Consider the following 20,947-nt stretch of genomic DNA (forward strand, 5'->3'; position numbering starts at 1 on the left):
AATTGAGACGCATTCCCATCCCATCACCTGTCCTGCCGCATGCCCGCCCATTCCCTGCCGCCACCTCCCGTCGCCGTGCTCTACGCAGACCACCATGGCTGGCTGCAAGGCTGGCTGCGCCGCAAGCTGGGCGACACCGCACAGGCGCAGGACCTGACGCACGACACCTTCGTGCAACTGCTCACCACCCGCCACCTTCCACCGCTGGACAACCCGCGCGCCTACCTGACCACCATGGCCAAGCGCACGCTGTTCTCCTTCTGGCGCAGGCGCGACCTGGAGCAGGCCTACCTGGAGGCGCTGGCGGCCCAGCCCGCCATGCACATGCCCTCGGAAGAGGAACGCTATGCCATCGTGCAGGCGCTGCAGGCCGTGGACCGCGTGCTGCAGTCGCTGCCACCCACCACGCGCCGCGTGCTGCTGCTCAACCAATTGCACGACATGCCCTACCGGGAGATCGCGCTGCGCCTGGACATTGCCGAGATCACCGTGCGGCGCCACATGGGCCGCGCCATAGCCGCCTGCTGCGCACTGGACTGCGCAACGGCGCTGCCGCAATGAGTGCCACCTCGGCCGCCGCCCTGCGCCAGCAGGCCATCGCCTGGCTGGTGGAGTCGCGCTCGGGAGCCATGACCGAGCACCAGCGCAAGGCCCTGGACCGTTGGCGACAGGCCGACCCGGCCCACGAAGCCGCGTGGTCCCAGGTGAGCGGCTCGCTGGAGCGCGTGCTCCAACCGCTGGCGCCCCACACCTCCAGCCATGCGTCAGCCGATGCAGCGCTGAGCGCACTGCTGCAGCCCGACCGCCGCCGCAGGCGCATTGCGGGCGGCGCACTGGCCTTTGCGGGCGCGGCCCTGGGAGGCCTGGTGGCCCACCGATTCACGCCGCTGCCCGGCCTGCTGGCCGATGCCCATACCGCCACGGCCGAGCGGCGCAGCCTGGAGTTGGCCGACGGCAGCCGGCTGCTGCTGGACGCGCGCAGCGCCATCGATATCGACCTGGGCGCCGACCGCCGCCGCGTGCATCTGCGCCAGGGCGCGCTGATCGCGCAGGTGCCGGCCGGCAGCCCCTTCACCGTGCAGACCCGGCATGGCCAGGCCCAGGTGCCGGCAGCGCAAGGCGCGCGCTTCATGGTGCGCCTGCAGGAAGAGCGCACGCAGGTGGCCGCGCTCGCGCAGGACGTGGACCTGCACACGCGGCTGGGCGCACAGTCCCCGCTGCGGGCCGGCGCCAGCGCCTGGATGGACGGGTCCACCATTTCCGAGGCCCTGGCGCGCGCCGAGGCGGCAGCGGCCTGGCAAAGCGGCATGCTGGCCGTGGACGATTGGCCGCTGGACTCGGTGGTCGACGCCCTGCGGCCTTACCGGACCGGCCTGTTGCGCGTCGCCCCTGCCGCCTCCCGGCTTCGCGTGCTGGGCACCTTCCCGCTGGACGATACCGACCGTGCGCTGCAGGCGCTGGCCAGCAGCCTGCCCATCCGCGTGACGCGCTATCGCGGCGGCTGGCTGACGCTGATCGATGCGGCCTGAGGCCCGGTCAACGCGGGGCTCCAAAAAAACTGCGCCAGGGGTGATCACATCCGACCCGCTCGCGCGACATGTCCTGTGTCATCCCCCATTCTCCGGAGTCCACAAGCATGTCCCGCTCTCTTTTCGCATGGCGCCCCGTGGCCCATGCCGCAGCCCTGGCCGTCCTCATCGCCACCCTGCCCGTCCAGGCCCAGACCGCCCAGGAGGCCGCGGTAGCCTCCGGCGCCGAAGCCGCCCAGCGCCAACGCTATGACCTGCCAGCCGGGCCACTGGCCCGGACGCTGCTGGCCATTGGCCAGCACAGCGGCCGCACGCTGTCGCTGGACCCCGCCCTGGCCTCGGGCAAGCAGGCGCCGGCGATCCAGGGCAGCTACACGGCGGAGCAGGCGCTGCAGGCCGCGCTGGCCGGCAGCGGCCTGGTGCTCACGCGCGATGCCCAGGGCGTGCTCGGCGTGCGGCCAGCGCCCCAGGCCAGCGCCCTGCCTGCGTCGGCAGCGCCTTTGCCGGAGCAAGGCGTCAGCCTGGCCACGGTGACCGTGTCCGGCAAGGCCCCGGGCTCGACCACGGAGGGCACGGACTCCTACACCACAGCATCGTCCAGCAGCTCCACGCGCCTGAACCTGGCTCCCCAGGAGACGCCCCAGGCGCTGACCGTGATGACGCGCCAGCGGCTGGAGGATCTGGGCACCACGCGGCTCAGCGACATGCTGGAGGCCGCGCCCGGCATCATCGTCACGCGCGACGGCCTGGGTGCCGAAAGCGACGGCTACTGGTCGCGGGGTTTCGAGATCCAGAACTACGAGATCGATGGCGTGCCCACGGCCGCCGGCCTCAACCAGTACACCCAGCACATGGCCATGTACGACCGCGTGGAGATCGTGCGCGGCGCCACGGGCCTCATCAGCGGCATGGGCAACCCCTCGGCCACCATCAACCTGATCCGCAAGCGCCCCACGGCCAGGCCCCAGACGCAACTCAATGTCGATGCCGGCAGTTGGGGACGCCGAGGCGCGGGCCTGGACATCTCCCGCCCGCTGAACCAGGACGGCTCGGCCCGCGCGCGCCTGGTTGCGGACTACCAATCGGGCGATGCCTGGCTGGAGCGCTACCACCAGGACTCGCGCCTGCTGTACGGCATCGCCGAGGTCGATCTCGACGACCGGACCCTGTGGACCGTGGGCTTCAGCTACCTGCGCAACGATGTGGATGCGCCGATGCGCTCGGGCCTGCCGTCGCGGTTTCCGGACGGCAGTGCCACCCGGCTGCCCCGCGCCCTGAACGGATCGCCGAACTGGTCGTACAACAACCATGAGCAAAGCGGCTTCTTCACCTCCATCGAGCGCGAGCTGAGCGGCGGCTGGACCGGCAAGGTCGAGTACGCCTACGGCCAGGACCGCTACGACTCGGTCTACACCTACCTCAACGGCACGCTGCAGGCCGATGGCAGCGGCACCAGCCTGCTGCCCGTGCGCTTTCAGGGGCAGCCGCGCCAGCACAACCTCGACATGTACCTGACCGGCCCGCTCAAACTGTTCGGCCGCGAGCACGAGTTGATCGCCGGCCTGACGCTGTCGCGCTTCGAGGACAAGGGACCCACCTCCGGCAGCTGGCTCTACGACTACTCCGACTCGGCCGCAGGCCGCATAGACAACCTGTTCACCTATGACGGCAGCAATCCCGTGCCCGACTTCGCGGCCAGCGGCCGGTTCTCCACCAAGGAGCACCAGTACGCAGGCTATCTGACCGGACGTTTCCGCATCTCCGAGCCGCTGCGCCTGATCCTGGGCAGCCGCCAGATCTACTGGGGGCGCGATACCGCCAGCACGCCGGACACCGGAGAGGCCACCACCACCCGCGCCCGGGAAAACGGCGCCTTCATCCCCTACGTGGGCGCCGTCTACGACATGACGCCTCAGTGGGCGCTGTACGCCAGCTACACCAAGATCTTCAATCCCCAGGCCTCCTGGGTGCGCGACGAGAACAATGCCACGCTGGCGCCCATGGAAGGCCGGGGACTGGAGGTCGGCATCAAGGGCAGGCACCTGGACGGCAAGCTCAACTCCAGCCTGGCCCTGTTCAACCTCAAGCAGGACAACCTGGCGGTGTGGCAGGCGCAATTTCCGGGCAGCAATGTCTACAAGGCCGAGCAGAACACCACCTCCCAGGGGCTGGAGATGGAACTGAGCGGCGAGCTGGCGCCGGGCTGGCAGGTCTCTGCCGGCTATGCCAACACCCTGACCACGAATGCAGAGGGCCAGCGCATCAACACCATGCTGCCGCGCAACAGCGTCAAGCTCTTCAGCAGCTACCGCCTGGGCGGCGCACTACAGGGGCTGACACTGGGCGGCGGAGTGAACTGGCAAAGCGAGGTAGGCGACGCCACGGTGCGGCAGGCCAGCTATGCCGTGGTGAACCTGATGGCACGCTATGACATCGACCGGCACTGGAGTGCGTCGGTGCACCTGAACAACGCGCTGGACCGCAAGTACTTCAGCTACGCGGGCTACTACAGCCACTACGGCACGCCGCGCAATCTGATGGTGGGCGTCAAATACCGCTTCTGAGCCAGGTTCTGAGCCAGGTTCTGAGCCCGGTCCCCGACCTCCTGCCGGCCTGGCCGGCAGGGGGCGGCCCCGCTCAGTCCGAGGACATCTTCATCAGCACCAGGCCCGAGACGATGAGCACGGCCGCGCCGATGCGCATGGCGCTGACCTGCTCGCCCAGGACCGTGATGCCGACCAGGAAGGCGCCCACGGCGCCGATGCCGGTCCAGATCGTGTAGGCCGTGCCCAGCGGCAGGCTGCGCATGGCCACGGCCAGCAGGCCGAAGCTGGCGATCATGGTGACGATGGTGATGGCGCTGGGCACCAGGCGCGTGAAGCCGTGCGATTGCTTCATCGAGAACGCCCAGACCACTTCGAGCAGCCCCGCCACCAACAGATAGACCCATGCCATGGAAAACTCCTTGTGGAGCCGGGTCGTCCCGGCGCATGCATGTCCCGATGTGGGGGAGGCCGTCCTCCTGGCAGAAGGGCTTGCGCCTTGCTGCATGGCCGCCAGTTTAGGAGAAAGCCGTCCAGTGGGCCGCACCCAGGCTGTTGCCCCGTTGCCGCCTGGGTGGTTGCTGCACAACAGCGACCAGGGCGTCAGGCGGCCAGCGCCTCTTCCTGCTCGGCCAGCAGGATGTTGCCCACGGTGGCGCCCAGGCCGGCCACGCGCTTGCGCAGCTTGAGCACGGCCTTGTCCTTGCTGATCAGCAGCGCCTGGTGCTGGCTGGCCAGGTCCAGGAAATGCTGGTCGTCGGGGTCGGTGCAGGCAAAGCGGATGCGCGGCGCATCGGCCACGTATTCGACCGCTCCGTCAAAAGCCGAGAGCACGCCCTCGACCGTCTTGCCGTAGAAAGCCACGCGCGGCGCGATCTGGCTGTAGTGCAGCACGCGTTCGAGCTCGAGGCGCTGGGCCTGGTCGGCAATCCAGCGCATCTGTCCCTGCTCCACCAGTTCGCGGATGGGGGGGACATGCGGATCGTCGAAGATCAGCATGTCAAGGACCACATTGGTATCAAGCACTACGGGCCGGGGCAGGGGACCTTCGTAGCCGTCGTTGCACTGCGGCCAGCGCAGCACGATCTTCATGGCGCGGCGCCCTCTGCCGGGCCTTCGGCGGCCTTTCTGGGCTTGACTGCGCCACGGATCATGTCGAAGCGGAACAGCCGGCATTCGATGGGGCCGTTCCACATGGGCGTGCGGCGTGCCTCTTTCAGGCGCATCTTGCCGGGCAGCTTGAGGTCGGGCGTGAGCATCCAGGCGCTCCAGCCGCTGTAGTTCTTCTTCCAGTGGGTGGCCAGCTGGCTGAAGAATTCCACGCCGTCCTCGGTCTGGGCCGTCTCGCGGCCCGCGCGCTCGACCACCTCCATGCGCTCGCCGGCGCTGCGGCCGGCCGAGCCGGCTGCGGCAATGCGCTCGCCATAGGGCGGGTTCAGCAGCATCAGGCCGGGCTGCTCGCAAGGCGGCATGCGCTGCAGCGCGTCGCCACCGCGCAGCTGCACGGTCTGGCCCACGCCCGCGCGCTCGGCGTTGCGCTGGGCAAAGTCCACCATGCGGTGGGACACGTCGGAGCCATAGATGGCCACGGGGCTGTCGGGCAGGATGGCGGCCTCGGCCTCGTCCAGCATGGCTTCCCACACATGCCTCTGGAAGGGCACCAGCTTCTCGAACGCGAAGCGCCGCAGGATGCCGGCCGGAATGCGGCGTGCAATCTGCGCGGCCTCGATCAGCACCGTGCCGCTGCCGCAGCAGGGGTCGTACAGCGGCTGGGGATCGTCGCCGTGCGGGTCCCAGCCCGTGGCGGCGATCATGGCCGCGGCCAGGGTTTCCTTGAGCGGCGCATCGCCCTTGTCCTCGCGCCAGCCGCGCTTGAACAGCGCCTCGCCCGAGGTGTCGATGTAGATGGTGGCCTCGTCGGTCGTCAGGTGCAGGTGCACGCGCACGTCGGGGTGGCGCGTTTCCACGTCGGGGCGCACGCCCTTCCTGTCGCGGAAGCGGTCGGCAATGGCGTCCTTGACACGCAGCGCCGCGAAGTTGAGGCTGGTCAGCGGGCTGTGCTGGGCCGTGACCTCGATCTTGAAGCTCTCGCGCGGGGAGAACCAGATCTCCCAGGCCACTTCGCTGGCGGCGCGGTACAGGTCGTTCTCGTTGCGGTACAGGGTCTGCGACAGCTGCACCAGCACGCGCTGGGCCAGTCGGCTATGCAGGTTCAGCAGCAGGGCGTCGCGCCACAGGCCGCGCACCATCACGCCGCCACGGCCCACCATGAGGTCGTGGCCGCTCAGGCCGGTGATCGCGTGGACCTCGTCGGCCAGAAATCCCTCGACGCCGGCGGCGCAGGGCAAAAACAGATGCAGTTGGTTCATAGCTTGGGTGCCGAGCATACGCGCACCGCGATTCCCCGCGCAGGCGCCAGCCGAAACCCGCTTGCCTGCGCTTCGGCCCGGGCCTACAGTGGAAGCAACCGCGAGGGAGAGCACCATGAAGCCTCGAACCACGCCCGTCCACACGGATTTCCTCGGCGCCACGCAGGCCGCACGGCTGGTGGCGCAGGTCGGCGTTGCCGCCTGCCTGGCCGGCCTGGCCGATGCCATCGAGGAAGACTTCGCGCGCTGGCCCGATTTCGAGAAATCGGCCCGCATCGCCCACCATTCGCCCGGCGGCGTGATCGAGCTCATGCCCGTGTCCGATGCGCTCGACTACGCCTTCAAGTACGTCAACGGCCACCCGGACAACGCCGATCGGGACCTGCCCACGGTGATGGCCTTCGGCGCCCTGGCCGACGTGGCCACGGGCCTGCCGGTCTTCCTGTCCGACCTGACGCTGGCCACGGCGCTGCGCACCGCCGCCACCTCGGCGCTGGCCGCGCGCCGGCTGGCGCGGCCGGGCTGCCGCAGCATGGCGCTGATAGGCGCAGGATCGCAGTCCGAATTCCAGGCCCTGGCCTTCACCCACCTGCTGGGCGTGGAACGGCTGCGCATCTTCGACATCGATGTCCAGGCCATGCGCAAGCTCGTGGACAACCTGGGCCATGCGGGCATCGCGGCCCAGCGCATCACCTGCTGCGCCAGCAGCGCCGAGGCCCTGGAGGGCGCCGACATCGTGACCACGGTGACGGCCGCCAAGCACCGCGCCTGCGTGATCGCCGATGCCGACGTGCGCCCGGGCACCCACATCAACGCCGTCGGCGGCGATTGCCCCGGCAAGACCGAGCTGCCCCTGGCACTGCTGCGGCGTGCGCGCATCTTCGTGGAGTTCACGCCGCAGACGCGCGTGGAAGGCGAGCTGCAGCAACTGCCCGCCGACGCGCCCGTGACCGAGCTGTGGCAGGTCATCAATGGCCAGGCGCCGGGCCGCGGGCATGACACGGAGATCACGCTGTTCGACTCCGTGGGCTTTGCGCTGGAGGACTATTCGGCCCTGCGCTGGTTGCGTGCGCTGGCCCACGACACCGGACTGATGCAGTCGATCGACCTGGTGCCTGCGCTGGCCGACCCCCGCGACCTGTACCGGCTGGTGCGCGAGGCCGGTCAGGCAGAACGCGGCTTTGGCTGACACGGGGACTGCATACCATGGGTCCCATGAGCATGAACACCCATACGACCCCGCAGACCGCACGCGCCCTGAGACTCATAGGCGTGCCCACCGACATTGGCGCCAGCCGCCTGGGCAGCGCCATGGGCCCCGACGCACTGCGCGTGGCCGGCCTGGGCCCGGCGCTGCGCCAGCTGGGCTGCCAGGTGAGCGACATCGGCAATCTGGCAGGCCCGCCCAATCCGCAGACACCGCCCGAGCAGGGGCTGCGCCACCTCGCACCGGCCCGTGCCTGGATGGACGCCGTGCACCAGGCCGTGGGCCAGGCGCTGGACGATGGCGAGCTGCCGCTGATGCTGGGCGGCGACCACAGCCTGGCCATGGGCTCGATCAGTGCCGTGGCCGCCCACTGCCGCCGCCTGGGCCGCGCGCTTCGCGTGATCTGGCTGGACGCCCACGCCGACTGCAACACGCCCGATATCTCGCCCAGCGGCAACCTGCACGGCATGCCCGTGGCCAGCCTGTGCGGCCTGGGGCCCGCGGCGCTCACCGCGCTGTCCCAGGGCGGCGATCCGGCGCTGGCAGCCGCCTCGCTGTGTCAGATCGGCCTGCGCAGCGTGGATGACCAGGAAAAGCGCCTGCTGCATTCGCTGGGCGTGGAGGTCTATGACATGCGCGCCATCGACGAGCTGGGCATGCGCGAGGTCATGCGCCGCGCGCTGGAAGACCTGGAAGGCAGCGACACCCACCTGCACCTGAGCTTCGACGTGGACTACCTCGATCCCGACATCGCGCCCGGCACCGGCACCCCCGTGCGCGGCGGCCCCAGCTACCGCGAGGCTCAGCTGTGCATGGAGATGCTGGCCGACACCGGACGCCTGGGCTCGATGGATCTGGTGGAGCTCAATCCCGCACTGGATGTGCGCAACCAGACGGCCGAACTGGTGGTGGACCTGCTGGAGAGCCTGTTCGGCAAGAGCACGCTGGTGCGGGCCGATCGCTGAGGCCGCTCAGGCTGGCGAGAGCGAAACACGCCAGCCGTCGCCCGTTGTGTCCGTAGCGAAGCGCACAGGCACAAAGCGCACCGGCACAAAGCGCTCGATCACCTCGAAATTGCTGCGCGCATGCGGCGTCAGTTCCGTGCAGGTGTAGCTGGCACCACGCCCGCTGCGCCAGACGGCCAGCGCCAGCGGCAGGGCCCATTGGTCGGCCAGGTACGGGCCCAGGGCGGCCTGGCTGCCCTGGTGGCGGCGCACCTCGCGCGCCAGGTCATGCGCCACCTTTTCGGCGCTGACACCTTTCATGCCGAACTGCGTGAACACTTCGCTCAGGTGCTCATAGGCCAGCGTGGCCAGCAGCGCGTTGCCCGGCCCCTCGTTCTGGCGCACGGCAGCCACCTGCAGCTGCTCGCCAGACCAGCCCAGGGCCTGGCCCAGATGGTCCAGTTCGCGCTGGGCCACCGCACGTGGCAGCGCGGGCGCAAAGCATTCGGCGTGGCTGGCCACGGGGGCACCGCGTTCGGTGATATCGAAAGGCACAAGCCCATTGGCTGCCGACGTGATCGTCACGTCCATCTCGCCGCCACCGGCCGGATAAAAGCCCAGCCGGCGCAGCCGCAGTTCGCAGCGCGCGCCCAGCCTGTGCAGCAGCGGCGCATAGCTGCGCTCCAGGAAGTGGAAGGGCGGCGCGGCCGGGTTGTGGGTGCCGCCGCCCAGGGTCAGGCGGCTTTCGCCATCGGCCAGCATCAGCGCGGGCCACAGCGTCTGCAGCAGCAGGGTGCAACTGCCCGCCGAGGCGATCACGAAGCGGTACTCGCCCGCACGCACCGGCCCCGGTGTGAATTGCAGCGTCTGCGAATTCATCTCGGCGCCCTGCATCTGCGCGCCGCAGATTTCGGCGGCGGCATTGACGCAGGCCAGGTGCTGGCGCATCAGGCCCGGCTTGGCGCGCCCGGCACGGATGCGCTGCATGGCAAAGGGCTGACCCGTGCACATGGACAGCGCCAGCGCGCTGCGCAGCATCTGGCCTCCGCCCTCCCCGGCGGAGCCGTCGATCTCGATCACTTTCATTTTTCTCTTTCATTCATTGCCGCCAAAGCGCGCCACGGCATCCCGCAGATAGCGGTCCAGCGGCGCCGCATCGGCCTGCTCCCCCGGATCGGGCGCATGGGCCATGGCATGGGCCAGCTCGCGCTCCAGGAAATCATGGACGCGCACCCGGCGCGGCCCCTTGGCGGCCTCGCCCAGGCGCATCTTGAGCTCCAGCAGCTCGTTGAGCTCGGCCAGCAGGCCTGCATCCTCCAGCGTGCCCGCCGCCAGCTGTGCAAAGCGCATGGGCGGTGCACCGCGCCCATCGCGTATCCAGCGCGCGGCCAGCAAAGGGCGCAGCACGTAGAAGTATTTCTTGTAGCGCACCACATCGCCCTGCAGGTGGGCGCGCAGGTTCTTGCGCGCCATGGCCACGTAGTGGTGGTAGCCGCGCACCGGCGAAAAGCCCTGCTCGGCCAGCAGATGCAGGCGCTCGGCCCAGGGCTGCTCCTGCCGGTAGACCACGGGCGAGCGCAGCCATTCGAGCAGCGTGGGGTTGGAGGCGCGCAGCAGCCCTAGCGCCTTGCGCAGCTCCCAGCCGCTGACATCGAGCTCGCCGCTGAGCGGCTGCTCTATGACATCGCGGCCCGGCGCCACCGTCAGATACCAGGGCAGGCGGTGGACATAGATGAAGCGCACGTCATAGTCGCTGTCAGGCGAGGCAAAGCCCCAGCCGCGGCTGCCCGACTCGCAGGCAAACAGCACCGTGACCTCGTGCCTGCGCTCCACCTCGGCCAGGTTGGCCAGCACCGTGGCGCGCATGGCATCGGAGACCGGATGCGCGCTCAATACCTTCTCTTCCCTCATGCTCTCATCCTGCTTTCTGTTCTGGAGGATGAGAGCCCGGGGCCCTCATCCACTCACCCTTTCACGCACACCACTTGCTTCAGGGTGTGCACCACCTCGACCAGATCCTGCTGCGCGGCCATGACCGCATCGATGTCCTTGTAGGCCATGGGAATCTCGTCCACCACATTGGCATCCTTGCGGCATTCCACGCCCTCGGTGGCCTTGATGTGGTCCGCCACGCTGAACATCTTCTTGGCCTTGGTGCGGCTCATCACGCGGCCCGCACCGTGGCTGCAGCTCTCGAAGCTCTCCGGGTTGCCCAGGCCGCGCACGATATAGCTGCGCGCGCCCATGCTGCCCGGGATGATGCCCAGCTCGCCGCGCCGCGCGCTCACCGCGCCCTTGCGGGTGATGAACACGTCCTGGCCGAAATGGCGCTCCTGCTGCACGTAGTTGTGGTGGCAGTTCACCGCCTCCACATGCGACTCGAAGGGCTTGGCGATCACCTTGCGCACCGTGGCGATGAGGTTGGCCATCATCACCTCGCGGTTGCGCATGGCGAACTTCTGCGCCCAGGACACGCCGCGCACATAGTCGCCAAAGTAGCGGGCCCCTTCCTCGAAGTAGGCCAGGTCCTTGTCGGGCAGGTTGCGCTGATGGAGTTCTGCGTCCTTCTTGGCCAGCTCGATGAAATGGGTGCCGATGGCATTGCCCACGCCGCGCGAGCCCGAGTGCAGCATGAACCACACGAAGCCCGCCTCGTCCAGGCAGATCTCGATGAAGTGGTTGCCGCTGCCCAGCGTTCCCAGGTGCTTGCGGTTGTTGGTGTTGGCCAGGCGCGGATGCAGCTCGCACAGCAGGTCGAACTCATCGGCCAGCGTGGCCCAGACCTGGTCCACCGACACGGGCGGGTTCTCCCAGCTGCCTGGATCACGGCCCCGGTGGCGCGGCACCGAGCCATGCGGCACGGCCTGCTCTATCGCCGAGCGCAGCGGGCCCAGGTTGTCGGGCAGGTCCTCGGCGCGCAGCGTGGTCTTGGCGGCCATCATTCCGCAGCCGATGTCCACGCCCACGGCCGCCGGGATGATGGCCTTGATGGTCGGGATCACCGAGCCCACGGTGGCGCCTATGCCCAGGTGTACATCGGGCATGGCCGCGACATGCTTGAACACCACGGGCAGGCGCGCGGCGTTCTCCAGCTGCTTGCGCGCCTCGTCCTCCACGGGCACGCCCTTGGTCCACATCTTGATAGGGACGCCGCCATCGACTTCATGCTGTTGGTAGTTGTTCATGGTGCTGTTCTCTTTCATGTCTTTGTTCTTGGTTGAATCGTGTTTCCGCCTCAAGTGGCCATGGCGTCGAATACCGCGCCTATGCGCTCATCCAGCGGGTAGCACTGGTGGTCGCGCTTGCCTGAAGGCAGCCAGGTGCTGGCCGGGCCACGCTCGGCCAGTTGCAGCAGCTTTTCTGCCCAATGCTTCTTGTTGCCTGTCTGCGAGAGCCACTGCTCCATCGTTGCCCGGTAGCCATTGCGATCGGATGCGAAGGCATTGCTGATGCAGTGCCCACCCCAGATGAATTCGTAGAAGCATGCATCGACAAAATGCAGCGTGGCGCTCTCGCTGTCACAGGTCAGCCAGTGGTCCAGCAGGGGCTGGAGCGGCACACCGGCGTAGTCCCACATGAGCAAAAAGGAGAAGGCCTCTTCGCCCTGGAAGACGCTGGTGTCCGGCTCAGCCCACTGCTCCAGCCCCAAGGCAAAGAAGGCACGAGCAAAGGCTTGTAACGCCGCGCTTTCCTGCGATGAAAAGGAGCCGGGCTCGCAACGACCAAGGCGGTCCAGATACAACTCGGTGGAGTGGTGCAGCCTTGCGCCCTGCGCCAGCAGTTCCAACATTCTTGGCGCCAGGTACTTGATCTCATCCGCAGGCTGGACCACGCTTTTGGCAGCGTCGTTGTATTGGTAGAAATGGTGCTCGGTCAGGCTGCGCAGGGGCAGTCGACGCATCTCGCGCTCCAGGTCTGCATCCATGCAGCATGTGACGCAAGCGTCCAGCGCTACCGACGGCGACCTGTATCCCGCAAAGCTCTGGTAGAGCGCCTGTGATGCAGCAGCCAGGGCGTCTGTACGCTCCTGTATTTGCGCTGCAGGCGATTGCATCCTTTTCGATGTCATCTTCTTGTCCATGGTGTCTCTCCTTCAAGGGCAGGCATGAAGCAACCGGCACCGCCGGCGACTCCACGCCCGCCTCATCGCGTTATCAACGCATCTTCACCAGCCCGTTGAGCACCTGATCCAGCCCGCCGAACACGGAGATCTTGTCGATGCGCTCGGCCACGCGTTCCAGCGTCTCCAGCTCCTTCATGCGCAGGGCCACGGGGTTGTCCTCCATGACCTTGGCGGTGTTGAGCAGCGAGCGGGTGGCCGCCGTTTCCTCGCGGCGGCGGATCACGTTGGCCTGGGCCTGTTTTTCGGCCTGCACCACCTGGGTCAGGATGGCCTTCATCTCGCCGGGCAGCACGATGTCCTTCACGCCCACGCTCTCCACCACCATGCCGAAGGGCTGCAGCTTGGCAGCCATGTGCGCGGTCACCACGTCATCGATCACCGTCTTGTTCTCCAGCAGCTCATCGAGCGTGCGGGTGCCCACGGCGGCGCGCAGGGCGAACTGCAGTTCGCGGTACAGGTGCTCGGCAGGCTTTTGCAGCTGGGCAAAGGCGCGCAGAACGTCGGTGTGGCGATAGGTGGCGCTCAGGTTCAGGCGCAGGCTGACCTTGTCGCGGGTCATGATGTCCTGGCCCGAGACCTCGACGGCCTGCAGGCGCAGGTCCACCAGCTCCACGGCAACGCTGCGGCCGAACTTCCAGAACGCATGGCTGCCGGCCTGCAGCAGGCGGTCCACCTTGCCGTCGATGGTCAGCAGCGCGCACTGACCTGCGGGCACCTGCACCTGCAGCACGCCGTTGAGGCCGGACACGCTGCGCTGGCGCAGCTGCGTCTGGGTCAGGCGCGCCGCCAGGGCGGCGGGCAGCTCGGCGCCGGCCTGCAGGTCGACCACCTGCACGCCCACGTCCACCAGTCCCTTCCAGTACAGGCGGCGCGTGCCGGGCGGCAGGATCTCGACCAGCACGCCGTTTTCGCTGCGCAGGCCCGCCTCGGTTTCGGACAGTTCCACGCGCAGGAATTCGGCGGCCACCACGGCGGGCTCCTGCGCCATCAGGTAGTCGGCCAGACCGTGCGTGAAGGCGGGCTGCTCCAGGGCAAAGGTTTCCACGCGCAGCTGGTCGGTGCCGGCAACCAGCCAGTGCCGGCCGCTGTGCAGCATGCGCTCGAAATCGCCATTGCGCAGCAGCAGGGCGCGTTCGTTCTTCTTGATGGTGATGCGTTGGATCTTCAGCATTTCTTCTTCTCCTCGTTCGGCGTCTTCGCCGCAATCAATAGGGGTGCCGTTACAGCAGCGGCGGGGCTCCAGGGGGCACGGCCCGGGCCTTGCAGTGCGCCGTGGCGGCAACCCTGGAAACAGGTTGCAGCGTGGCTGGCTGCGGGCGCGGACCGTGCCGGGACCTGGCACAGCCGCCGCCGCTGACGGGTGGGGGCCTTGGGCTGCATCGCAACCCGGTGGCCACCTCCCGCGTTCGGCGGGTGGTCTTTCGACCGTTTCAATAGCCCGGCCTTGCGGCCGGAAGAGTGGACAGGAATCGAACCTGCGACAGTCCTCTTGCGAGGGTGCTCTACCAGACTGAGCTACCAGTGGCTGGCAAGCCTGGAGTCGAACCAGGCGTCCCTTGCGGGACGGTTTCCACAACCTTGCCGTTACCCAGCGCCTGCGGCGTGCGGCATGCGGGAAATCGACAAGCCCCTGGGGGCCCGGACTTCCGGCACCGGCGGGGCGGGCCTTTGCCCCAACCCCGGCCTGTGAGCGGTCACCGCCTGCACTGGATGCCTTGGTTATTGCGAGATGCGTGCCAGCCTGGCCTCAGGCGCCAAACAATTCTTCAACCCATTGATTTATTTGAATAAATCTCAAATCACACTTTTCTTGAATTCGTATTCGATCCAAAGAAACTAGAATTTCAGCTATTCAACTAGATAAAACCATGGAAAAGAAAAAGGTCGTCATCGGCTTTCTGGGTACGCAGCTGGACTCCGGCAGGGGCGCGGGGCGCTGGGAAAAATGGCGGCCGACCCTCTCCCTCATGCAACACGAGGATCTGGTGGTGGAGCGGCTGGAGCTGCTCTACACGCCGCCCCATCTGGCCCTGGCGCAGCTGCTGCAGGGCGACATCGCCACGGCATCGCCCGAGACCCAGGTGAACCTCGTGCCCATGAACATTGCCGATCCCTGGGATTTCGGCGAGGTCTATGCGCGGCTGTTCGACTGGACGCAGGCCTACCGCTTCGAACCCGAGCGCGAGGAGTACTGGACGCACATCACCACGGGCACGCACGTGGCACAGATCTGCCTGTTCCTGCTGGTGGAGTCGCGCCGCATTCCCGGCGTGCTGGCCCAGACCTCTCCACCCCGGCGCCAGCGCATGGGCGACCCGGGCAGCTATGCGCTGATCGACCTGGACCTGTCGCGCTACGACGTGATCGCCCAGCGCTTCGGCGCCGAGCAGAGCGAGGCCGTGCAATTTCTCAAGAGCGGCATCGCCACGCGCAATGCCGGGTTCAACGCGCTGATCGACGAGATCGAGCGCGTGGCCGTGCGCTCGCGCGCGCCCATCCTGCTCACGGGTCCCACGGGTGCGGGCAAGTCGCATCTGGCGCGGCGCATGTACGAGTTGAAGAAGGCCAGGCACCAGGTGCAGGGCGATTTCGTGGAGGTCAATTGCGCCACGCTGCGCGGCGATGGTGCGGCCTCGGTGCTGTTCGGCCACAAGAAGGGCGCGTTCACGGGCGCTGCGGCCGACCGCGCCGGCCTGCTGCGCAGCGCGCACCAGGGCGTGCTGTTCCTGGACGAAATCGGCGAGCTGGGCCTGGACGAACAGGCCATGCTGCTCAAGGCGGTGGAGGAAAGGCGCTTCTATCCGATGGGCAGTGACCGCGAGGTCAGCAGCGACTTCCAGCTGGTCGCCGGCACGCACCGCGACCTGCGCATCGACGTGGCGCAGGGGCGCTTTCGCGAGGATCTGTTCGCGCGCATCAATCTGTGGTCCTACGCGCTGCCGGGCCTGGCCGGGCGCCCCGAGGACATCGAACCCAACATGGACCACCTGCTCGCGCGCTCGGCCGACGAGACCGGCCAGATGGTGCGCTTCAACGTGGAGGCCCGCGAGCGCTATCTGCGCTTTGCGCGCTCGCCCGAGGCGCTGTGGAGCGGCAACTTCCGCGACCTGTCGGCCAGCATGACGCGCCTGGCCACGCTGGCCGCCGGGGGGCGCATCTCCACGGCCCTGGTCGATGCCGAGATCCAGCGCCTGAAGTGGCTGTGGCAAAGAGGCGATGCCGTGCAACCGGCCGGCGCCAGCCTGCAAAGCCTGCTGTCTGCCGAAGTGCTGGAGCCGCTGGACCTGTTCGACCGCATGCAGCTCGAAGCGGTGCTGCGCGTGTGCCGGGAGTCGCCCTCGCTGTCCGATGCGGGGCGCCGCCTGTTCGACCAGTCACGCACCCAGCGCAGCGTGGTCAACGATGCCGACCGCCTGCGCAAGTACCTGCTGAAATTCGGCTTGAAGTGGGATGCCGTGGCCGGCCGAACGCCATAGACACCACGATGGCGCGATGGCGAGTTTGCGCGCCTGGGCTACAGCGCCTTGCGCAGCGTGGTCGGCGGGATCTTGAGCAGCTCGCGGTACTTGGCCACCGTGCGCCGCGCGCATTCGATGCCCTGCTCCTTGAGCATGTCGGCGAGCTGGTTGTCCGACAGCGGCTTCTTGGGATCTTCGGCCGCGACGAACTGCTTGATCAGCGCGCGCACGGCCGTGCTGGAGGCATTACCACCGGCCTCGGTGCCCAGGCCCGAGCCGAAGAAGTACTTGAGCTCGTAGGTGCCCTGCGGCGTGGCCATGTACTTGGCCGTGGTCACGCGGCTGATGGTGGATTCATGCAGGCCCAGCGCATCGGCAATGTCGCGCAGCACCAGCGGGCGCATGGCCAGCTCGCCATGCACGAAGAAGTTCTTCTGGCGCTCCACGATGGCCTGCGACACGCGCAGGATGGTGTCGAAGCGCTGCTGGATGTTCTTGATGAACCAGCGCGCCTCCTGCAGCCGCTGCTGCAGCGCTGCATGGCCTTCGCTGCCCCTGTGGCTGCGCAGCGCGCTGGCATAGATGTCGTGCACGCGCAGCTTGGGCATGACGTCGGGGTTGAGCTGCACGCTGAAGTCCATGCGGCCCGCGCCGCTGCGCACGGGGCGCACGATGACGTCGGGCACGACGATCTGGCGCTGCACGTCGGCAAAGCGCCGGCCCGGGCGTGGCTCCAGCCGGGTGATCAGCACCAGCGCCTCGCGCAGCCGCTCCTCGCGCGCACCGCACAGGCTGGCGAGCTTGCGCAGGTCGCGCCGCGCCAGCAGGTCCATGGGCTGGGCGCAGATGTCCAGCGCGGTGCGCAGCACGGCCTGGCGGTCTTCGTCCTCGGCACTGCCGTTGCCTTCGCGCTCGGCATCGGCCAGCTGGTCGCGCAGTTGCAGCGTCAGGCATTCGGCCAGGTCGCGCGCGCCCACGCCCACGGGCTCCAGGCTTTGCAGCAGGCGCAGCGCCACGGTGAAGCGGTGCACCAGCTCCTCGCACTCCTCCAGGTCGTCGCCCGCCAGGCCCTGTGCCAGCTCGTCGAGCGGGTCTTCCAGGTAGCCGTCGTCGTTGAGGTTCTCGATCAGAAAGCGCAGTGCGGCGCGGTCCACCTCGCCCAGGCGCAGGCTCAGGGCCTGGCGGTGCAGGTGATCGGTCAGGCTTTCGGCGCTGCGAGCCAGTTCGGTGGCATCGGCCTCGTCTTCCTCGCCCTGCCCGCGCGTGCGGCTGGAGGGCGCATCGCTGCCCCAGTCGCGGTCATCGTTGCCCGAGTTGGTCTGACCGTCGCCTTCCCAGCTCAGGGACTCGGCCGTGCCGGAAGTCTCCACGGCATCGCCGGAGGGTGCGTCCGACGAGGGCTCCCACTCCACCGTCGCCGAAGGCTGGTCTGCGCGGCTTTCCTGGAAGGACTCCGTGGCCTCGGCGCCGGGCGCGGCAGGCTCGCGGGTGCCGGCGGCCGCATCGTGATCGCCCTCTTCGTTCGCCAGCTCCAGGAAGGGGTTGTCGCCCAGCATCTGCTCCACTTCCTGCGCCAGCTCCAGCGTGGACAGCTGCAGCAGCTGTATCGACTGCTGCAGCTGGGGAGTGAGCGAAAGATGCTGGGAGACGCGCAGCGACAGACCGGGCTTCAAGCGGCAGCTCCTTCGCGCAGACAGTCTCGCAGACGGGCCAGGCAGGGCATGGCGCTACATCCGGAAGTGTTCGCCGAGGTAGACACGCCGCACTTCGGCGTTGTCCACGATCTCCTCGGGTGTGCCCTGGGCGAGCACGTGGCCGTCGCTGATGATGAAGGCATGGTCGCAGATGCCCAGCGTCTCGCGCACGTTGTGGTCGGTGATCAGCACGCCGATGCCGCGCGCCTTGAGAAAGCCGATGATGCGCTGGATCTCGATCACGGCGATGGGGTCGATGCCGGCAAAGGGCTCGTCCAGCAGGATGAAGCGCGGCTGCGTGGCCAGGGCGCGCGCGATCTCGACGCGGCGGCGTTCGCCGCCCGACAGCGCCAGCGCTGGCGATGCGCGCAGATGGTCCACTCGCAATTCCTGCAGCAGCGCCGTCAGGCGCTCCTCGATGACGCTGCGCGCCAGCGGCCGGCCCTGCTCGTCCCTTTGCAGCTCCAGCACGGCGCGCACGTTGTCCTCGACGCTGAGCTTGCGGAAGATCGATGCCTCTTGCGGCAGGTAGGACAGGCCCAGGCGCGAGCGCTGGTGGATGGGCATGTTGCCCACGGCCTGGCCGTCGATGAAGATGTCGCCGCCGTCGCTGCGCACCAGGCCCACGATCATGTAGAACGAGGTAGTCTTGCCCGCGCCGTTGGGGCCCAGCAGGCCCACGACCTCGCCCTTTTTCACGGACAGCGACACATCCTTGACCACCTTGCGGCTGCCGTAGGACTTGGCCAGATGGCGTGCCTGCAGGCTGCTGCCCTGGTCGGCGCGTGCAGTGGCAGCCGGGGCTGCGGCTTGCCCGCTCATCGCTTGGTACCGCCGAGGCTGTCCAGGCTGTTGCTGGGCTGCAGGGACGTGCCCGGCGTGCCCGCTGCGGGGGCGCGCGGCTGCGAGCCCGGCGTGCCTTCCTTGGGCGCCAGCACGGCGCGCACGCGACCGCCCTGGCCGGCCGTGGAACTGGGCTGGCCACCGCTGGTCTTTTGCCCGTCAACGGTGAACACGTCGGTGAGGTTGTTGTAGACGATGATGGAGCCGGTGATCTCGTCGCTGAGCTGGCCGCCGCGATAGCGGCGCAGTTCGCCGCGGCGGATGAACTTCACGAGGTCGGCCTTGCCGTCGTATTCGATGACCTCGCCCTCGCCTTCCACGAACTCCTCGGGCTGGCCCGGCACGGTATCGCGCTTTTGGCGGAAGAAGGCACGCTTGCCCGCCTCGGCCGTCACCACGCCGTACTGAAAGCCTTCAGGGTCTTGCCGCACATCGAGCTGGGCGCCGCGCAGCACGATGGTGCCCTTGGTCATCACCACGTTGCCAGTGAAGACGCTGGTCTGCTTGAGTTCGTCATGGCGCAGCGCATCAGCCTCGATGTTCATGGGCTTGGTGCTGTCGGCCTTTTCGGCCTGGGCCATACCGGCGAAAGCCGCCAGGGCGGCGGCGAGCAGGAGGGAGGAAAGTCGTTGTTTCATGGAGGGCACGCTTCTTGCATCCATTGTAGGGGGTGTCGCGCGCAACCGTTCCTGGCGTCTTTCAACGGGCACGGAAGCGCTGACACAAAGGCACAAAAAGAGGTTTCCAAAAGCGACAGGCCCGCACAATGGCGGGCCTGTCGCGGCTTGGCTGGGCCGAGGCCCGGGCCTCAGCCCTTGCGGCTGGTGGCGATCAGCTGATCGACCACGCGCAGCACATTGGTCATGTTGCCGGCCTTGGTGCCGTCGGTGTAGTAACGGCCCGCCACGCCCATGGCCGGCACGCCTTCCACGTCATAGTCCTGCTGCAGCTGGGTGGCCTTGCGAACCTGGTTGGAGACGCTGAAGGAGTTGTAGACCTCCTTGAACTTGGCCACGTCCACGCCCTGCTTGCCCACCCAGGCGAAGATCTCGTCGTCCTTGGCCAGGCGGTTGCGTTCCACATGGATGGCGTGGAAGGCGCGCGCATGCATGGTGTCCAGCAGGTTCATGCCTTCGAAGGCGTAGTAGAGCTTTTGCTGGGGCACGAAGCTGGCGTTGAAGGCCACGGGCACGCGGTGCACGACCACGTCGGCCGGGGCCTGGTTCTTCCAGGCGGCAAAGGTGGGCTCGAACGCATTGCAGTGCGGGCAGCTGTACCAGAAGAACTCGACCACCTCGACCTTGCCGGCGCCGGCGCTGGTGGGTGCGGGCTTGGCCAGCTTGATGTAGTCCTTGCCCTCCTTGGGCGCTGCGGCCTGGGCCTGGGCGGCGGAAGTGCCCAGCGTCAGTGCGCTGGCAGCGGCTGCCGAGGCAGCCAGGGAAAAGTCGCGGCGATTCATCAAAACAAACTCCTCGTTCAATGCTGCAGGTTAGGAGGCAGGGGCCCGCCAAAAGTTCAGCGCTCTTGTTGCAACGCGCTTTCAGCGTGCGGCGCGCACCAGCGTGGACTCGACCCCGGCGCCATCGAGCTTTTGCTTGAGCTGCTCGGCATCGTCGCGCTTGGTGAACGGACCCACACGCACGCGAAAGATGGTGATGCCGTTTTGCTCGCGCTCGCTCACGCGCGCCTCCCACCCCAGCATGGCCAGCTTGGCGCGCTGCGCATCGGCATCGCCCTGGCTGCGGAAGGCGCCGGCCTGCACGAAGTAATTGAAGGCGGCGTCGGCCTTTTCTGCCTTTTCCGCCTTCTCGGCGGCGGCGGAGCGCGACTTGACCAGGTCACCCAGCGGATCGGCCGAGCTCTTGCCATCGGCCTTGGTTTCGGGCTTGGCGGGCGGCTTGGCCGGGTCCACGGGCGCGGGTGGCGGAGTCACGCCTCCTGCCACGGCGGGCGGGGTGGGGGCGGTTGGTGCGGTGCTGCCGGGGAGGCTGGGCGTGACGGCGGCCGGTGGTGGCGGCGCCGGGTTCTTGCCCTGCAGCGGCGCGTTGGGGTCCCAGTTCTTGTTGCGCTGGGCCTCGGCCGCGTCCTGGTCGGCCGTCTTGCCGCCCTTGGAGAGAAAGGGCACGGGCACCTTGGTCACATAGACGGCGACGGCCAGGGCTGCTGCCAGCCCGACGATCATGCCGATGATGAGACCGATGACGGTGCCCCCACGTTGCTGTGTCTTCATAGATCGC

The 20,947-nt window shown here is 68.0% G+C and carries 19 protein-coding genes; 6 read left to right on the top strand and 13 right to left on the bottom strand.

Features of this window, described 5'->3' with window-relative positions; translation table 11 throughout:
• The first annotated feature begins 39 nt into the window (after nt 1–39).
• The 3 genes from A4F85_RS20700 to A4F85_RS20710 all read left to right on the top strand — a co-directional run bounded on the left by A4F85_RS20700 (nt 40) and on the right by A4F85_RS20710 (nt 4,093).
• A complete protein-coding gene (locus A4F85_RS20700; RefSeq protein ID WP_063327613.1) occupies nt 40–561 on the top strand; it encodes a sigma-70 family RNA polymerase sigma factor in 522 nt (173 codons plus the stop codon).
• The gene (locus A4F85_RS20705; protein WP_063327614.1) at nt 558–1,529 is read left to right on the top strand and encodes a FecR domain-containing protein; all 972 of its coding nucleotides are present in this window, start codon (nt 558–560) and stop codon (nt 1,527–1,529) included. The genes A4F85_RS20700 and A4F85_RS20705 overlap by 4 nt, the downstream gene beginning before the upstream one ends.
• 107 nt (nt 1,530–1,636) lie before the next feature.
• Nucleotides 1,637–4,093, top strand: a complete 2,457-nt coding sequence (locus A4F85_RS20710; RefSeq protein WP_063327615.1) for a TonB-dependent siderophore receptor — start codon at nt 1,637–1,639, stop codon at nt 4,091–4,093.
• A 73-nt stretch (nt 4,094–4,166) separates the two neighbouring features.
• Here A4F85_RS20710 and sugE read toward each other — a convergent pair whose 3' ends face one another.
• From sugE to A4F85_RS20725, 3 genes are all read right to left on the bottom strand, one after another.
• Nucleotides 4,167–4,484, bottom strand: coding sequence for a quaternary ammonium compound efflux SMR transporter SugE (sugE, locus tag A4F85_RS20715; protein ID WP_013804742.1), 318 nt, complete (start codon nt 4,482–4,484; stop codon nt 4,167–4,169).
• A gap of 191 nt (nt 4,485–4,675) precedes the next feature.
• A complete protein-coding gene (locus tag A4F85_RS20720) occupies nt 4,676–5,164 on the bottom strand; it encodes a putative toxin-antitoxin system toxin component, PIN family (protein ID WP_012202616.1) in 489 nt (162 codons plus the stop codon).
• Entirely contained in the window at nt 5,161–6,441 is a 1,281-nt protein-coding gene (locus A4F85_RS20725) for a THUMP domain-containing class I SAM-dependent RNA methyltransferase (RefSeq protein WP_012202615.1), read from the bottom strand. The genes A4F85_RS20720 and A4F85_RS20725 overlap by 4 nt, the downstream gene beginning before the upstream one ends.
• A gap of 115 nt (nt 6,442–6,556) precedes the next feature.
• On the opposite strand from A4F85_RS20725, the gene A4F85_RS20730 reads away from it, so the two are divergent.
• Together A4F85_RS20730 and rocF are read left to right on the top strand one after the other, a co-directional pair.
• Entirely contained in the window at nt 6,557–7,630 is a 1,074-nt protein-coding gene (locus A4F85_RS20730; RefSeq protein ID WP_012202614.1) for an ornithine cyclodeaminase, read from the top strand.
• A 17-nt stretch (nt 7,631–7,647) separates the two neighbouring features.
• Nucleotides 7,648–8,613 carry an arginase gene (rocF, locus tag A4F85_RS20735; RefSeq protein WP_063327616.1) on the top strand — a complete coding sequence of 322 codons (966 nt, stop codon included), beginning with the start codon at nt 7,648–7,650 and terminating at the stop codon, nt 8,611–8,613.
• Between the two features lie 6 nt (nt 8,614–8,619).
• Here rocF and rtcA read toward each other — a convergent pair whose 3' ends face one another.
• The 5 genes from rtcA to A4F85_RS20760 all read right to left on the bottom strand — a co-directional run bounded on the left by rtcA (nt 8,620) and on the right by A4F85_RS20760 (nt 13,886).
• Entirely contained in the window at nt 8,620–9,678 is a 1,059-nt protein-coding gene (gene rtcA, locus A4F85_RS20740) for an RNA 3'-terminal phosphate cyclase (protein WP_063327617.1), read from the bottom strand.
• A 9-nt stretch (nt 9,679–9,687) separates the two neighbouring features.
• A complete protein-coding gene (locus A4F85_RS20745; protein ID WP_063327618.1) occupies nt 9,688–10,503 on the bottom strand; it encodes a nucleotidyltransferase domain-containing protein in 816 nt (271 codons plus the stop codon).
• Between the two features lie 53 nt (nt 10,504–10,556).
• Nucleotides 10,557–11,795 carry an RtcB family protein gene (locus A4F85_RS20750; protein ID WP_063327619.1) on the bottom strand — a complete coding sequence of 413 codons (1,239 nt, stop codon included), beginning with the start codon at nt 11,793–11,795 and terminating at the stop codon, nt 10,557–10,559.
• 32 nt (nt 11,796–11,827) lie between these two features.
• Entirely contained in the window at nt 11,828–12,673 is an 846-nt protein-coding gene (locus A4F85_RS20755) for a hypothetical protein (protein ID WP_047219510.1), read from the bottom strand.
• A 73-nt stretch (nt 12,674–12,746) separates the two neighbouring features.
• A complete protein-coding gene (locus A4F85_RS20760) occupies nt 12,747–13,886 on the bottom strand; it encodes a slipin family protein (protein ID WP_063327620.1) in 1,140 nt (379 codons plus the stop codon).
• A gap of 697 nt (nt 13,887–14,583) precedes the next feature.
• Between A4F85_RS20760 and rtcR the strand changes: the two genes are divergently transcribed.
• Nucleotides 14,584–16,191, top strand: coding sequence for an RNA repair transcriptional activator RtcR (gene rtcR, locus A4F85_RS20765; RefSeq protein WP_063327621.1), 1,608 nt, complete (start codon nt 14,584–14,586; stop codon nt 16,189–16,191).
• Nucleotides 16,192–16,229: 38 nt separating this feature from the next.
• On the opposite strand, the gene A4F85_RS20770 is transcribed toward rtcR, so the two are convergent.
• The 5 genes from A4F85_RS20770 to A4F85_RS20790 all read right to left on the bottom strand — a co-directional run bounded on the left by A4F85_RS20770 (nt 16,230) and on the right by A4F85_RS20790 (nt 20,940).
• Nucleotides 16,230–17,846, bottom strand: a complete 1,617-nt coding sequence (locus A4F85_RS20770) for an RNA polymerase factor sigma-54 (protein ID WP_063327622.1) — start codon at nt 17,844–17,846, stop codon at nt 16,230–16,232.
• Nucleotides 17,847–17,900: 54 nt separating this feature from the next.
• Nucleotides 17,901–18,689, bottom strand: a complete 789-nt coding sequence (gene lptB, locus A4F85_RS20775) for an LPS export ABC transporter ATP-binding protein (protein WP_012202605.1) — start codon at nt 18,687–18,689, stop codon at nt 17,901–17,903.
• On the bottom strand, nt 18,686–19,348 hold the full coding sequence (gene lptA, locus A4F85_RS20780; protein ID WP_013804753.1) for a lipopolysaccharide transport periplasmic protein LptA: 663 nt from the start codon (nt 19,346–19,348) through the stop codon (nt 18,686–18,688). The genes lptB and lptA overlap by 4 nt, the downstream gene beginning before the upstream one ends.
• 170 nt (nt 19,349–19,518) lie before the next feature.
• The gene (locus A4F85_RS20785) at nt 19,519–20,169 is read right to left on the bottom strand and encodes a thiol:disulfide interchange protein DsbA/DsbL (RefSeq protein WP_013804754.1); all 651 of its coding nucleotides are present in this window, start codon (nt 20,167–20,169) and stop codon (nt 19,519–19,521) included.
• Between the two features lie 81 nt (nt 20,170–20,250).
• On the bottom strand, nt 20,251–20,940 hold the full coding sequence (locus tag A4F85_RS20790; RefSeq protein ID WP_012202602.1) for an SPOR domain-containing protein: 690 nt from the start codon (nt 20,938–20,940) through the stop codon (nt 20,251–20,253).
• Nucleotides 20,941–20,947 lie beyond the last annotated feature (7 nt).

It is taken from the genome of Delftia sp. GW456-R20, assembly GCF_001622915.1.
Taxonomy (GTDB): Bacteria; Pseudomonadota; Gammaproteobacteria; order Burkholderiales; family Burkholderiaceae_C; genus Comamonas; species Comamonas acidovorans.